Origin of the sequence: Magnetovibrio blakemorei (assembly GCF_001746755.1) — a bacterium.
GTDB classification, from domain to species: domain Bacteria; phylum Pseudomonadota; class Alphaproteobacteria; order Rhodospirillales; family Magnetovibrionaceae; genus Magnetovibrio; species Magnetovibrio blakemorei.
Map to the genome: position 1 here is coordinate 25,699 of NZ_MCGG01000029.1, position 13,831 is coordinate 39,529.

At 54.9% G+C, this 13,831-nt stretch carries 13 protein-coding genes; 6 read left to right on the forward strand and 7 right to left on the reverse strand.

Translation table 11 applies throughout. The annotated features are described in order from the left end of the window. The first annotated feature begins 14 nt into the window (after positions 1 to 14). Positions 15 to 845 (forward strand): ABC transporter permease, encoded by an 831-nt coding sequence (locus BEN30_RS10075; protein ID WP_069958220.1) that lies wholly within the window; start codon positions 15 to 17, stop codon positions 843 to 845. After that, positions 842 to 1,489, forward strand: a complete 648-nt coding sequence (locus tag BEN30_RS10080) for a c-type cytochrome (protein ID WP_069958221.1) — start codon at positions 842 to 844, stop codon at positions 1,487 to 1,489. Before BEN30_RS10075 ends, BEN30_RS10080 begins: the two co-directional genes overlap by 4 nt. Positions 1,490 to 1,498: 9 nt before the next feature. On the opposite strand, the gene menA is transcribed toward BEN30_RS10080, so the two are convergent. From menA to BEN30_RS10100, 4 genes are all read right to left on the reverse strand, one after another. After that, positions 1,499 to 2,443, reverse strand: a complete 945-nt coding sequence (gene menA / locus BEN30_RS10085; protein WP_069958222.1) for a 1,4-dihydroxy-2-naphthoate octaprenyltransferase — start codon at positions 2,441 to 2,443, stop codon at positions 1,499 to 1,501. A gap of 163 nt (positions 2,444 to 2,606) precedes the next feature. After that, a complete protein-coding gene (locus BEN30_RS10090) occupies positions 2,607 to 3,119 on the reverse strand; it encodes a TlpA family protein disulfide reductase (protein WP_069958223.1) in 513 nt (170 codons plus the stop codon). Then, the gene (locus BEN30_RS10095) at positions 3,109 to 4,419 is read right to left on the reverse strand and encodes a peptidylprolyl isomerase (protein ID WP_170827023.1); all 1,311 of its coding nucleotides are present in this window, start codon (positions 4,417 to 4,419) and stop codon (positions 3,109 to 3,111) included. The genes BEN30_RS10090 and BEN30_RS10095 overlap by 11 nt, the downstream gene beginning before the upstream one ends. Before the next feature lie 90 nt (positions 4,420 to 4,509). After that, positions 4,510 to 6,918, reverse strand: coding sequence for a cytochrome c3 family protein (locus BEN30_RS10100; protein ID WP_069958224.1), 2,409 nt, complete (start codon positions 6,916 to 6,918; stop codon positions 4,510 to 4,512). Positions 6,919 to 7,204: 286 nt separating this feature from the next. Here BEN30_RS10100 and BEN30_RS10105 point away from each other — a divergent pair, with 286 nt between their 5' ends. Further along, positions 7,205 to 8,491 carry a CaiB/BaiF CoA transferase family protein gene (locus tag BEN30_RS10105; protein WP_084005378.1) on the forward strand — a complete coding sequence of 429 codons (1,287 nt, stop codon included), beginning with the start codon at positions 7,205 to 7,207 and terminating at the stop codon, positions 8,489 to 8,491. Between the two features lie 7 nt (positions 8,492 to 8,498). On the opposite strand, the gene BEN30_RS10110 is transcribed toward BEN30_RS10105, so the two are convergent. Continuing rightward, positions 8,499 to 9,239 carry a hypothetical protein gene (locus BEN30_RS10110; RefSeq protein ID WP_139134966.1) on the reverse strand — a complete coding sequence of 247 codons (741 nt, stop codon included), beginning with the start codon at positions 9,237 to 9,239 and terminating at the stop codon, positions 8,499 to 8,501. A 109-nt stretch (positions 9,240 to 9,348) separates the two neighbouring features. Here BEN30_RS10110 and BEN30_RS10115 point away from each other — a divergent pair, with 109 nt between their 5' ends. Continuing rightward, positions 9,349 to 9,786: a hypothetical protein gene (locus BEN30_RS10115; protein ID WP_069958227.1), complete on the forward strand. Its 438-nt coding sequence runs from the start codon at positions 9,349 to 9,351 to the stop codon at positions 9,784 to 9,786. 16 nt (positions 9,787 to 9,802) lie between these two features. Here the strand turns inward: BEN30_RS10115 and BEN30_RS10120 are convergent, their stop codons facing one another. After that, positions 9,803 to 10,219 carry a hypothetical protein gene (locus tag BEN30_RS10120; protein WP_069958228.1) on the reverse strand — a complete coding sequence of 139 codons (417 nt, stop codon included), beginning with the start codon at positions 10,217 to 10,219 and terminating at the stop codon, positions 9,803 to 9,805. 52 nt (positions 10,220 to 10,271) lie between these two features. Continuing rightward, positions 10,272 to 11,396, reverse strand: a complete 1,125-nt coding sequence (locus BEN30_RS10125) for a DNA alkylation repair protein (protein WP_069958229.1) — start codon at positions 11,394 to 11,396, stop codon at positions 10,272 to 10,274. 125 nt (positions 11,397 to 11,521) lie between these two features. Between BEN30_RS10125 and BEN30_RS10130 the strand changes: the two genes are divergently transcribed. After that, positions 11,522 to 12,523: an ArsJ-associated glyceraldehyde-3-phosphate dehydrogenase gene (locus BEN30_RS10130; RefSeq protein ID WP_069958274.1), complete on the forward strand. Its 1,002-nt coding sequence runs from the start codon at positions 11,522 to 11,524 to the stop codon at positions 12,521 to 12,523. 8 nt (positions 12,524 to 12,531) lie between these two features. Further along, complete coding sequence (locus BEN30_RS10135; RefSeq protein ID WP_084005361.1) at positions 12,532 to 13,806, forward strand: ATP-binding protein; 1,275 nt, start codon at positions 12,532 to 12,534, stop codon at positions 13,804 to 13,806. Positions 13,807 to 13,831: the final 25 nt, after the last annotated feature.

Genomic DNA, 13,831 nt, shown 5'->3' on the forward strand with positions numbered 1-13,831 from the left:
AGACGAACAAAACCATGTTCAAATCTTTAGCTCACACAGCCCGGCTTGAATTAACGGAATCCATCCGGGCACGCTGGTTCTTGGTCTATTCTTTGGTCTTTGGCGCCGTGATGGTGTTGTTGTTGGCATCGGGCCTAACCGATTCTCGGGTCATGGGCTTTACCGGATTGTCGCGCACGCTGACCACTTACATCCAGATTTGCATGGCGATTTTGCCGATTTTTATTTTGATCACCATGGTGCGCTCGGTTGCTGGCGACCGTGAAGCCGGGGTGTTGGAATACATGCTGGCTTTGCCGGTGTCTTTGGGCGCTTGGTATTGGGGTAAGCTGTTGGGACGATATGTTACGGTCTTTCTGCCGGTCTTTTTGGCGGTGGTCGTGGCGGTGGCGTGGGCCGGCGTGCGTGGCTTTGATGTGCCATGGATGGAATTTTTATTCAGCACCGCTTTGTTGGTGTCGTTGACCTGGTGTTTTTTGGGCATCGGTATGTTGATTTCCACCATCGCCAAAACGTCGGACGTCGCCCAAGGCGCAGCCTTTACCGTGTGGCTGGTGTTGCTGTTGTTTCTCGATTTGATTTTGTTGGGGGCGATGGTGCGCGAACAGATGTCCTCGGAAGTGGTGGTGACGATCGCCCTGCTCAATCCCATGCAGGTCTTTCGCACCGCGTCCATGCTGGTGTTCGATCCGGAATTGATTTTGATGGGCCCTGCGGCGCATGTGATTTTAGATGCGTTGGGGCGAACTGGTTTTTTGATTTTCGGTTTTGTTTATCCCTTGGTGTTCGGCACACTTAGCGCCGTCACCGGGTTTGTTTTGTTTCGCCGTGGGGACCTACAATGAAGTTTGGTGTTGCTTTGGTGTGTATGGTGTTGTGGGTCACCAATGCACAAGCACAGTCTGAAGGCTATGCGGAAGACGGGCGCGATATCTATGTGGTGTGCGCCCCGTGTCACGGACCGGAAGGTCAAGGCGGTGGCGGCGGTGATTATCCGCGCTTGGCGGGCTTGCCGATGGAGTATTTGGTCAGTCAGCTGAAGGCTTTTAAGTCGCGCGAACGCATCAACATTCCGATGTTTCCGTTCACCGTCGAACGCGAATTGGGGGAACAGGAAGTTCTAGACGTCTCGGCCTACATCACCGAGATGAAACTGGAAAGCCGGCTTCCCGACATGCCTGATACGGTTGACGGGTATACCCGTCTGCTGGCGTCAAAGCGGGTTTTGCAAATTCCCCGCGCGCCTGGTGATGCAGACAAGGGGGCAACTGTTTATCAAGATGGATGCGCACGTTGCCATGGCGACAAAGGCGAAGGCCGTCCGCATGATCCACCGTTGGGCGGCCAGCACATCAAGTATTTGCAAAAGCAATTTGCCGATATTCTGACAGATACCCGGATGCATCCCCGACCGGAAAAAATTATAAAGCCGCTGAGTCAGAGCGATATCGAGAATCTGCTGGCCTATTTTTCTATCCTTGACGACTAGGTCTTGGCCCTAGAGCACAAACAAACCTGCCGCAGTTGTCAGGGCGAACAAGCCTTGAAATTTGACCGTAGTGCCGAGTAACGGGTTTAGGGCTACTCCGGGTTCTGTTGCGCGAAATGCGCGGATGGCTTTGAGCGCAAGGGGGATCGTCGCCAGTCCACACAGGGCACCGGGGAAGACGGTTTGGGTCGCAACCCCCATACTCAAAAGCACAAACGGTGCGAGCATCAATACGCTATACAAAGAGCGCGACGCGTTGAGGCCAATGCGGATGGCGACGGTGCGTCGCCCAGCGTCTTTGTCGCCCTTCATGTCGCGCACGTTGTTGAGCAACAACACCCCCCCCGCAGGCAGACCCATGGCGCCCCCCAACAGCACCGCAGCGTCGGAGACTTCGCCCGTTTGCAGGTAATAGGTCCCGGCGACGGCGAAAACACCAAAAAAACCAATCACGACCGCCTCTCCAAACGGGGAGTGTGAGATGGGATAAGGGCCGTGGGAATACAGATAGCCTGCGCCGAGCGAAGCGAGTCCTAAGAAAAATATCGGCCAGCCGCCAATGCCGATCAAGTGGAGGCCGCCCAAAAGGGCCAGCAAAAAAAGGCTTAGGCCTGCTGCCGACACCTGGTGGGGCAAAGCCCAACCCAAAGCCGTAATGCGGGGCGGGCCAAGGCGCTTTGTTCCTCCCAGCCCATCCGTGCCGTTGACAAAATCTTGGGCATCGTTGAACAGATTGGTGGCGATTTGAATGGCGATGGCGCACAGCAAAATAACTGCGGGAACCTCCATATGGGGCATGGGTTGGGACTGAGTGGCGTGCTCGCTCCACGCCAGCGCCGTGCCCACCAGCACTGGACTGACGGCCATCCCCAATGTTTTGGGGCGGATCGCTTGCCACCATACTCCCAAATTTGACGGTCGTGCAGGCGGGGAGGGGGGGGGCGTATCGCTCATGTAAACCAAGTGTCCCGAAATAAATCAAAGAGGCACAGTTTACAGGCACATGGGAAAAATCGTTACGTAAAATATGGGTTGATTGGGGTTGGTGTTCGGGCAACCCTATGTGGACAAGGTCGGCCTGGGCAGGATCCGTGCTCTGGGTCCGTGCTCTGGGCCCTTATTTCAGCAGAGGAACAACAAAGCGGTTGAGCGCCGCTTCACTGAAGGTTCCGCGTTGCACGTAAGGGATTGATCCATCCGGCGCAATGATCACCGTATAGGGCACTTCGCCAAGCGCGTTGCCCCATGCGGCCATGATGGCACTGCCCGCGGTGCCGCTGGTCAGCACCGGATAGGGGATCTCCAACGAGTTGGCAAAATTGCTTAACTTGTGGGGATCGTCCAGACCAACGCCGATCACTTGCAGCCCTTCCGTTTTATGGGCTTTGTGCCATTTTTTCAGGTCACGAATTTCCGCCTGACAGGGCGCACACCACGTGGCAAAGAAATTCAGCATGATGACCTTGCCCTTCCATTCGGAAAGGGTGTGGACTTTGCCGTGTATATCGGTCAGTCGGGCATCCATCAGGGCTCCGGCTTGGGCAGGATGATTGCCCGCCGCCCAAGATGGAGGAGCAAAAGCCAACAGGGCTGCGAAGATAAGAGCCAGTATGGTCAATTTATTTGTCATTGTTTTGGGCCATCGGCAGTTTCCAGTCGACGGTGAACTGGGTGCTCAGTTGGTTGACGAACATGATCAGGTTTTCTTGGAAGATCTGCTGATGTAAGCGGTCTTTGATGACCTCAAACGGCCGTTGTTGGGATTTGCTGCGCCCGTAAATGGCGACCAGATGATAGCCATGGGCGGTCTTGATGACCGGGCTCAGCTCACCATCTTTAAGATCTTTAATGGCAGTTTCAATTTCCGCCATACCGGAGCCTTCTTTGACCCAGCCCATGTCGCCCTTGTTCTGGCGGCCAATGGGATCGATGGAATGTTCTCCAGCGAGAACGTACAGGCTTTCTCCCGCAAGAATGCGTTTGTGTAAGGCTTCGGCTTCATCCGCTGTCGCCACGACGATTTGCGCCACATGACGCACTTCGGGTACATATCCGATGCCGGGATGGTTTTTGAAATAAGCCTGCAAGATGTCGTCGGTGACCCATTCTGAATCCATGTGTTCAAGCAACAAAGCGGGAAGCCGTTCTGCACGAAAGGCAGCCAGAATGGCGCTCACATCCAGGGCCTCGGCCTCGGCGGCGCGGACCACCAGTTCGAGCTCGACGGCATTGAACAGTCGATCACGCAGCACATGCTCGTCGTCGGATGTTTTTAAGGCATCCTCGCCTAAGATGTCGGACAACCGTAGATTCAGGTTATCGGCTTGGGCCAGAACCGTATCGGAGGCCGCGCCGATCTTGAGGCGATCATCATGCATGACCAAATGGTAGCGGGTTTTCAAATTTTCCAGCGCCAGTGCCCGCAACACCCGGTACTGGGCGCTGATGTATGCGTTTTGGGCAGGTTCCAGCGCTTCGGGTTGATCCTTTAGGGTTTCAGCGAGTTCGGCCAATTTAGCTTCGGGTATGCGAATGTCGGCACGCAGCTTGTCCATGTATGCCCGATACAAAATACCGCGTTTATAGGCACTCATCTGGGTGAGATACGCCGGGTCGTTATCCAGTCCGCGGCGTTCCGCTTCGAGCAACAACAGCTGTCCGGCCACCAGTCGTTTTAAGATGTCGCCACGCAGTGCCGCTTGATCGTTTGGATCCATGGCGGGGAATTGGACAGAAAACGTTGAACTGCCAATGGCTGTTTCCAAATCCGTCATGGTGATGGGGCGCTCACCCACCAAAACCAGAACTTGATCTTGATCCAAAGCGGAGGCGGAGGTTGCCCAGGGCAAAGTGGCACTCAGCAGAACGCCCAAAATGGCCCCCAAAACTGTCGAGGAAACCCAACGTTGCGGCGTGAAAGATGTGCTCATCGATAGATACGTCCTTAGGTTTAGAAAATTCGGGGGGCAAAATGCCCCCCGAACTTCGTCAGTGTACATGAGTCGTATGGTCCTGGAGCCTTATTCAGATTCCGGAACCTTGCCACCCACGTCGGCGGCGCTACCGTGCATCCACGAAACTGCGGCGTCGAAGTCGTTCAAGATCGGCTTGCCGTTCCAGACATGCTTTTCCTTGTTGGCCACGAACGGCACACCATTTTCGTTACTCACATGACACGCTGCGCATTTGAGCGGGCCGTGTGAACCGTCCGGGTTGTACTGGGCGGCTTGACGATAAGAGGTGGTATCCGTGCTCGGCGTTACCGGGTAGAGGCCGTGTGTGGACTCATGGCAAGCCTGACAAGACAGACCCTGGTGACCTTTGGAATAGCGCATCACGCTATACTTGCCGGGCTGGTTGATCGGGTAGGCAACGCCGCCCTGACCTTCCACGTACGGTGCCGCATGGCAATCTGCGCAGTGCGGCGCACCTGGGGACAGCCAGTAGTCACGGCCGTGTGTGGCCGCTTCATACGGAACTGCCGTAGCACCCGTTGCCCCTTCAGGCAACGTCAGAGATTTGATGTCAACCGCCGGGTTGGCCGACAATATGGCGACGCTGATATCACCGTCTTCATCCTTGGAAACCATCGGTCCATCGCCCTTCAGCGCAATCACGCCGATGTCGGGAACCAGGCGTTTTTTCGCCCAGGTCAGCAAAATGCCGGACTTGCCTGGGGTGTCTTGGCCCTTGCTGTCGAGGACAACTTTCGGATCCAAGTATTTGGTTTCCAATTCCTTCGTGGAAACGCCGATGGCTTTCGCAATTTCGTCCAAAGACTTGTTGCGCAAGGTTTCGCCGGTTTGCATGAAGGCGTTTTGCAGGTTGTCGCGCTGATACAGTTCACGAGACAATTGGCTGTGACAGTTCGTACACCACAGACCCTTGCCTTTTTTACCGTTACCGATGTTTGAGACATTGGCCTGGAGCCATTTACCGATGGCGTTGAGATGCTCAGGCGTTTCTGCGCCGTCGGTATCTTTACCCGGGTTGGCGTGAACGTCACGGCCAACGTAGCAGCCACCGGCAGCGTCGCGGTTATCACGTGTGGCGTAGGCATTTTTGCCGTCTGCCGTGATCGGATAGCCCTGCATGCCGCCATCTTGACGGTGAGCCGGGTGGCAACCTTGGCACGATGCGGTACGGCCCTCGCTGTCGGGCATCGGTTGTTTGAGAAGGTGCACACTGTGCATGGCTTCGGTCAGTGGCACGATGGGACGGCCTTTGTCTTCCGGCTTGGCTTTGTCGCCGAGCACGTCGCCGACGGTGCGGGAATTCAGCACGCCAATAACGTTGTCCGCATGACATTTCTGACACAACACCGGATCACGACCGATGCGGTTTGATGTACTGCCGCTTTTCATGTCGTAGTTTTTCAAGAAGCTCGTGCCATTTTTGTCATCATGAATTTGCAAGATGGAAACGGCGGAAGCCTTCACCGAAGCAATCCAGTCGCTTGCGCCTAAGCCTTTCCAAAATGCCAATTCGTTTTCGTACAGTTTGTACTTGTCGCCATTGGCGGTTTTGGTGCCGTGGCAGTTGGCGCAGTTGGGAATGTCGATCGGGTTGTCGCCGACGAACATCACCGGTTGGCCGGTGTGGCTGTCGATGACAGGTGCGCCGGTTTCGGCATCCAGCAATTTAACCCAAGCTTCTTGGAACGGCTGGACGTCGCTTTCCACCAATGTCAGCGGATCCTTGTTGATCGCTTCGTCATTGAACGGTGTCAGCGGTAAGCCCAAGGCGTCCCAAATTCCGGGGTTGGTCAAAACGATCGGCACGTTATCCAAGACCGGAGACTTGGTGTACACCACGGTGCCGCTCTTGTTGCCGGAATAGGTCAGAAAGCCACCGAACATCGGTGCGCCGCTCGGACCGGAATCGCGGGGCACTTTAATCTGCTTGCCGATAAACAGTTTTTTGGCATCCGCGCTGGTGCCCTCAGGGTTGCTGCCTTCGAGGTCTTTGTAGATGTACAGGTGGGTGAAATACGCGTTGGCGACGCTTTCACCAGGTTCGTATGTCCCGTTACCGTTCACGTCGTAAGGCACATCCCAGTATTTCAGCTTGCCACCTTCGGAGTAGTTGTTGCCAACATGACCGTAAGCAAGCTTGAAACGATTTCTCTTATCCTGCAAGACCGTCGGGTCCTTCGGATCGGCTTCCAAAAGGCGCGGTGTCTGGGTTGCGCGTGTTGAGTTTTTGACCACCTGCGCCTGAACCGAGTTGTATGGCGGCAGCACGCAGCACGCACTGAAATCAAAGCCGGTACAGTGCATACCCAGCTCATAGTTGATGGTGATGTTGTAGTCGTTTTTTGGATTGATGGTTTTTTCCGCAACAGCGTCAGCCGCCGTGGCTGGTTGCTGGGCAACAGCAACAAATAAGCCGACCGCTAACGCGATCGACGAAACGTAAACGTTTCGCATGGATAGTCCCCCCCTTTGTGAATATTCTACAAGTCTTTGCAGGCTCGACCCGCGCTCCCCCTATGTTTATCTCCTTATAGTTCTACACATTTAATTAGGTGTACGCAAGCTCAAAGACTGAAAAGAACAATTTTGGAGGCCAATCCATGCTTAAAGTGTGAGAAATGAGCGTTCGACGCAATTATATTGCAGTCTGCGCAAGGTCGATGGCTGCCAGTGCTCTGGGGGAGGAGGAGAGGGTTGAAACGCGTTGCTCCAGGTGGGCGTCTTGCGTCATGATGCGGACATGACCGATAACCCAGACCTACCACAGTCCGAGCCTCCCTCGTCCCCAGCCTCACCCCACGAGACATCGGGGCCGGGGGCGCTTGCAGGCTTGCGCATTTTGGACCTTACCCGCATTTTGGCGGGGCCGTTTTGTACCCAAATGCTGGGAGATTTGGGCGCGGATGTGGTCAAAATTGAACGTCCCGGTTTGGGCGACGATACCCGTCATTGGGGTCCAAATTATGTGCAGAGCGCCGACGGCGTTCAAAGTGGGGAAAGTGCCTATTTCGTGAGTGCCAATCGCAACAAGCGCTCGCTCAGTATCGATATCGCCCATCCCGACGGGGCCCAATTGGTGCGCCAATTGGCCCTGCAAGCGGACGTCTTGGTGGAAAACTATAAGGTTGGAGGATTGGCCAAGTATGGGTTGAGTTATGAGGACTTAAAGGACCAAAACCCTGGACTGGTCTATTGTTCCATCACCGGATTTGGCCAAACCGGACCTTATGCTCAGCATGCGGGTTATGATTTCATGATCCAAGGCCTGGGCGGCATCATGAGCTTGACCGGAGAACCCGAAGGCCAACCGATGAAAACAGGTGTGGCGATCGCGGACGTGATGTGCGGCATGTACGCGGGCACCGCCATCTTGGCGGCACTTCGTCACCGCGATCTAACCGGACAGGGTCAATACATTGATATGGCGCTGCTGGACACACAGGTGGCGTGGCTGATCAACCAAGGGCAAAATTATTTGCTGACCGATACCGCCCCGCCGCGTTATGGCAACGCCCATCCCAACATTGTGCCCTATCAAGCCTTTTCCGCGGCTGATGGGCACGTCATTGTGGCGGTGGGCAATGACCGTCAGTTTCGCCGCTTTTGTGATGTTACCGGTTTGGTCGGCGTTGCAGACGATGAGCGTTTTGCCACCAACAATGCCCGTGTCGCTCATCGCGAATCCTTGATCGCCTTGATTGCTCCCAAATTGGCGGCGTTTGGCGTTGATCACTGGCTTGAAAACTTACAGGTGGTGGGTGTGCCGTGCGGGCCGGTGAACGACTTGGCTCAAGTGTTTGACGATCCTCAGGTCAAGCACCGGGAAATGGTCCACGACCTGCCCCATGCAATGGATACGCGGGTCACGGTGAGACAAATTGCCAGCCCCATGAAGCTCTCCAAAACACCGCCCACTTATCGCCGTTCGGCGCCCGGTCTGGGGCAACACACGGATGAGGTATTGGTGGAAATGTTGGGCTTATCCCTGTCTGACCTGACGGCCCTCAAGGAAAAGGGCGTGATCTAACAGAGCGTTAGACCATGAACTCTTGCTGACCTTCGATCACTGGGCCGGGATGATCGGATTCCCGGTTCATATATGCGCCGCTGAGTGCATTGATGCCGCAAATGCGCGCAACCTTGGCCAGTTCAGGGGTCGCGAGACCCAACACCCAAGTGGGCAGGCGGCGGTGTGAAGCGCGTTGGGCAAACAACTGAAAGACTTTGCCGGCCAATTTCAAATCCATGGGCTTGTCGAACAAATCCAAGGTTACGCCGCCATAGTTCAAGTTGGCGTAGGGGGTAAAGTCGGCTTGGGTTTTCTCCGGTTGGGCCAACCACGTATCGAAGAAAGCCATCAGCGGAATGGTGATTTCGTCAAGCGTGTTGAGCGAAAGACTGGCTGGAAAGTCAATGATTTCCGGCACGATGAAGCTACGTTCTTCGGTGCTGAGCATGCGCATGGTGTCGGTCACCACGCTAGCCGCTTCCGGTGTTGCCAAAGCGACCGAATTGATGCGCACCAGCAAACGGAACCGTTCTCCGGATGAAAACCGCAGATGCAGTGCCTCAAACGCTTGTTTAAGGTACCTGACTTGGCGCAGCATGGTCAGGTCCACGGTCTGCTGACGGATCAGCGGCGTAAAGCCGGGCAGTTCAACGCCGTTTTCATCGCGCAAAATGGGTTTGGCATAAAACAAGTCGACCCGGGTTTGGTCGGTTTGCCAAACAGGGCGATAAACGGTGTCGAGTGTAGCGCCTGTGGGTTCTTTCACGATCATGCCTATGTTATATGTGGTCGAAACGTTGAGGGTGAACCGTGTGTACAGCACAGGCCACCACAAAAGCAATGATGACATTCCACGTTAAAAGCAGGAAACGACAATGGTTGATCAAGATAATACCCGCCCAGAGACGGTTGAGGCCGGGGACGATGGCTTAAAAAGTGAGGCCAAGGTGTTCGCGACCATCGTACGCTATTTGGCGGAACGCTTGACTGACGTTGAACCCGATGTCGATCCCGGCGATTTAGCGCACACTGGGGAGCTTTTTTTGGAACTGGCAGAAGCATTTGAAGCCACGGGCGGTTTTGAATTTGATCAAGATCAGGCCCTGCCGCTCTCGCATGCGTTTGCCATGCTGGAGGGCGGTATGCGCATTTTGGCGGAACAAGCCGATGAATCAGGCCACACCAACGCTGCGGCTAAAATGGAATGGGCTGCGTTGAAGGCTCGCACCATGACCGGGCAACTGGAAACCCATCACTTATCGGGATCGGGCGGCATTGTTGCGTTTGGCCTTGAGGATGGCGACGAGGCTTAAAGCGAGACCCAATTCGTCAGTCCATATATGCGAGTTTGCGCGATAACTGACGCAGTTCACGCCGTTCGAACTTTAAATCCTGGACATGATCGGGCTCACCCCCGGCTTCGATGGCTTTGTCCATGATGGCCATGATTTCGACAATGCTTTTGTGCGCGGCTTGGGCTTGTGCGGGCGTGGCGTCTTCGATCACCACGTCTTGGTCCATCATCATATCGCTATAGGCATCCATGTCTTGTTCCGACAGTTGCGCCAATTCAGCATCAAGTGGTTGCCAAATATCGCCCCACACCTTGAGCAAGTCCGCTTGTGGGGGGGCAAGAGAGCCTGAGTCTTCCAAGTGGACCATCAGGCGTACAAATTGCCATACGGTGAAGCGCAGTTCCAAGGTGCAAGTTTCCTTTGCCGAGAGGGCCTTTTGATGATGAGGCATGCCACACTTTATAGCCTGCCCAGAATGTGTAAAGACGTTGTTTTGGGGGTGTTTAATTGGGGAGAAGCTCAAAGTCTGCCTTGGCGACGGATTTTGCGTTTATCAAAATTTCTATGTGCTGAAGGCCAGGATAATATCGCCGCGTGGTGATGTGCTTAAAGGTATGGCGCTTGGTGGCGCTCAGCGACGCACCGCCCTTTAAAACAATGTTTTTCCACTTAAAAACTTTTGCCGTCGTTTGGCCGTTGGCGCGCCGATGATGGATGGCGTAATCGATGATTAAGGCTTGCTCAGTCTTGATCTTGGACGTGATATCCAGCTCGAACGCCAAATCTTCGCCCATGCGCACATTGGGTGTGGTGGCGCTAAAGCGTAACACGTCGATGTGGGCCGATTCATACCCCAACGCTTTGAATGCGCCCGGGTGTCCGTCTTTGATTAAGGTCCGCAAAGCATGGCGGATGAGGCGTTGACGATTTTTGTCGGCTTCAATCATCCAGGTCTGAGCTATGCTTGCGACCCGGTCGGGGTGATCTTTGGCGATATCGTTGAGGTTGTTGGCAACAGAGCGACGGACATATTCGGACGGATCGTCTTTGAGCTGCTCCAACAGGACAATGACCGCACTTGGGTCCTTAACAAAATCCTTCAGACGGAGCCCCCATGGCAGACGGGGGCGTGTGCCTTCGCTGACCAAACGACGCACATGGTCATGGTCATCCGTGACCCAAGTGCGAAGTGTTTCCAGAGTGAGCTGGGGATGATTGATCAAAAAAGGTCGAATGGCGAATTCGGACGTCAGGCGTGAGGTCATGTCTTTTAGGGCGTTAAGGGACTTAGGGACGTCGGCCGGGGCTTGGCCGTGACGGGCAATGAATTCGGCCATGGACATAACGGGCCAGCCGCGAATGCCTTGTGGAGGAAGCTGTTGGTCTTCAGGGTTGGGGTCAAGGGCGCTGCAGAGGATGCGAACGGCGCGGGCAAAATCATGCGGTAGGTATTGCTCCAAGGCATCGGTGAGGCGTGATGCACGCTCTTTGAATTCAAGGCGTTCAAGCCCTTCTGTGGCAAAGGCGACAAAAGCTTCGCTGTCAAAGTTTCCCTCCACGCTGGCCAAGTGATCGGCCATGGTGCGGATAACGGAGACATTGAAGAGATTTTTGAAAGGTTCCGGCATAAAGTGATGGTAGGGCTCACCACTTCAAAAAAGAAGGGATAATATTCACCTCTCGTGCGTGATGTCATAAATGGTTCACGCTAAATTTGTATGACCACCATTGGTCTGGGATAGAGGTGATTTTCGTGAGCATCAAAATTGGCATTAACGGATTTGGGCGTATGGGTCGTCTGGCCCTGCGCGCAGGATGGCAGCGTGACGGGTTGGACTGGTTGCGCGTTAACGAGATCGGCACCGATGCAGATGGCGCGGCCCATTTGTTGACGTTTGATTCTGTCCATGGTCGCTGGGACCGGGAAGCATCTTTTGCCGACAATTCTATCTTAATTGATGATCGTGCGCTGGCCTACAGCTCAACGCCCGCCCTTGAAGACGGGCAATGGGGAGACTGCGACATCGTGCTGGAATGCACCGGAAAATTTCGCAAGCCTGAACAGTTGCAATCCTATTTCGATCAAGGCGTCAAAAAAGTCATCGTCGCCGCTCCGGTTAAAGGTGATGCATTGAACATCGTTTATGGCGTCAACGATCATGAGTACGACCCCGCTCGCCACCACCTGGTGACGGCGGCCAGTTGCACCACCAACTGTCTGGCCCCGGTGGTTAAGGTCGTTCAAGAACAAATTAGCATCCGTCATGGCGTGATCACCACCATTCACGATGTCACCAACACCCAGGTGGTGGTGGATTTCCCCCATAAAGACAAACGCCGGGCCCGTTCAAGCTTGATGAACTTGGTGCCGACCACCACAGGTTCGGCCACCGCCATCACTATGATTTACCCGGAACTGAAGGGTAAGCTCAATGGCCATGCGGTGCGGGTGCCTTTGCTGAACGCATCGCTCACCGACTGTGTGTTTGAATTGAACCGCGAGGTTACGGCGGATGAAGTCAATCAGATGTTCAAAGAGGCTTCTGAGGGTGAACTGAAAGGCATTCTTGGTTTTGAAGATCGTCCCTTGGTGTCGACCGACTACGTGAATGATCCCCGCTCCTCCATCATCGATGGGCCGTCGACGATGGTGGTCGATGGGACCCAGTTGAAGGTTCTGGCGTGGTACGACAACGAATGGGGTTACGTGAACCGTATGATTGATTTGGCAGCAAAAGTCGCTGCAGCTTTGTGAGGGCGGACATGAATATGGACAGCCCCGATGGCCTTCGCGCGGTGACGAATGTGGACGAGCAGTCCCACGTGGGCGGATGGCGCGCCAAAACTGTCCGGGTGCTGAAGACTGTATTGGCCCGTCTGGATGTTGAACCCCAACCGCCATCCTTTGATCTGGTTGCGATGCAGACGGCAGCTATGGGGCCCGCCGTATTACCCGTTCAGCCGCGCTCGAAGTATCCCGATATTTTGACCCGTACACTTGATGCATTGCACAGCCCCGTTGTCGTGGTTGGACCGCGCCGGAACATTTCGCACGTCAATACAGAAGCCCGTGAACTGTTTGGTGACAAGATTGTGGGGCGCAATTTAGCGCTGTTCTTTCGTGAACCCATCGCCCTTGATATGCTCAATGAAGTGTTGAGCGAAGGCGGCACGCGCAGCCTGGAAGTCAATCTGGACGTGCCCATCCGTCGTCAATACAAGCTGGTCATTTCCCGTTTGTCTTTGGTGCCTTTAGAAACACCACACGCGGTTTTGGAATTTCAGGAAACGACCTTGATGAAGCGCACGGAATCCATGCGCTCCGAATTTGTCGCTAATGTCAGTCACGAATTGCGTTCGCCGTTGGCGACGTTGATTGGTTTTATCGAAACCATGCAATCGGGCTACTCAGAGACCGACCCTCAAGACCGGAACGCACATATTCGTTTTTTAGGTATCATGGAAGGCGAAGCGCAACGCATGAGCCGCATGATCGACGATCTGTTGTCGTTGACGAATGTTGAATTGCGCGAACACGAACGCCCCCGTGGGCAGGTGGATTTAAAAGGCCTGTTGCGCGAAGTTATCGACACATTGGTGGCGCGTGGCCGCCGTGCCGATGTGGAGATCGTGCTCAGTCTTCCAGACGTCGTGCCGTGTGTCTGCGGAGATCGCGATCAATTGATTCAGGTCTTTCATAACCTCATCGTCAACGCCGTGAAATATGGCGGCAATGGTGGGCGCGTCGAGGTGAATGTGAAGGCGACGGAGAATGGCTTGCCCGATGGCGGGCACGGTGTGCAAATCGGCGTGCGCGACTTTGGTGACGGCATCGCGTCCGAACACATCCCCCGCCTGACGGAGCGCTTTTATCGCATCGACAAAGGTCGCTCGCGGGACATGGGCGGTACGGGGTTGGGGCTGGCCATCGTCAAGCACATCATCAACCGCCACCGGGGCCGCTTTCACATCGAAAGCGTATTGGGTGAAGGTTCCACGTTTACGGTGCGCCTACCCGCATACAAAGGTGGCGCGTGAACCAAATGTGCTTACAGCACGTGTC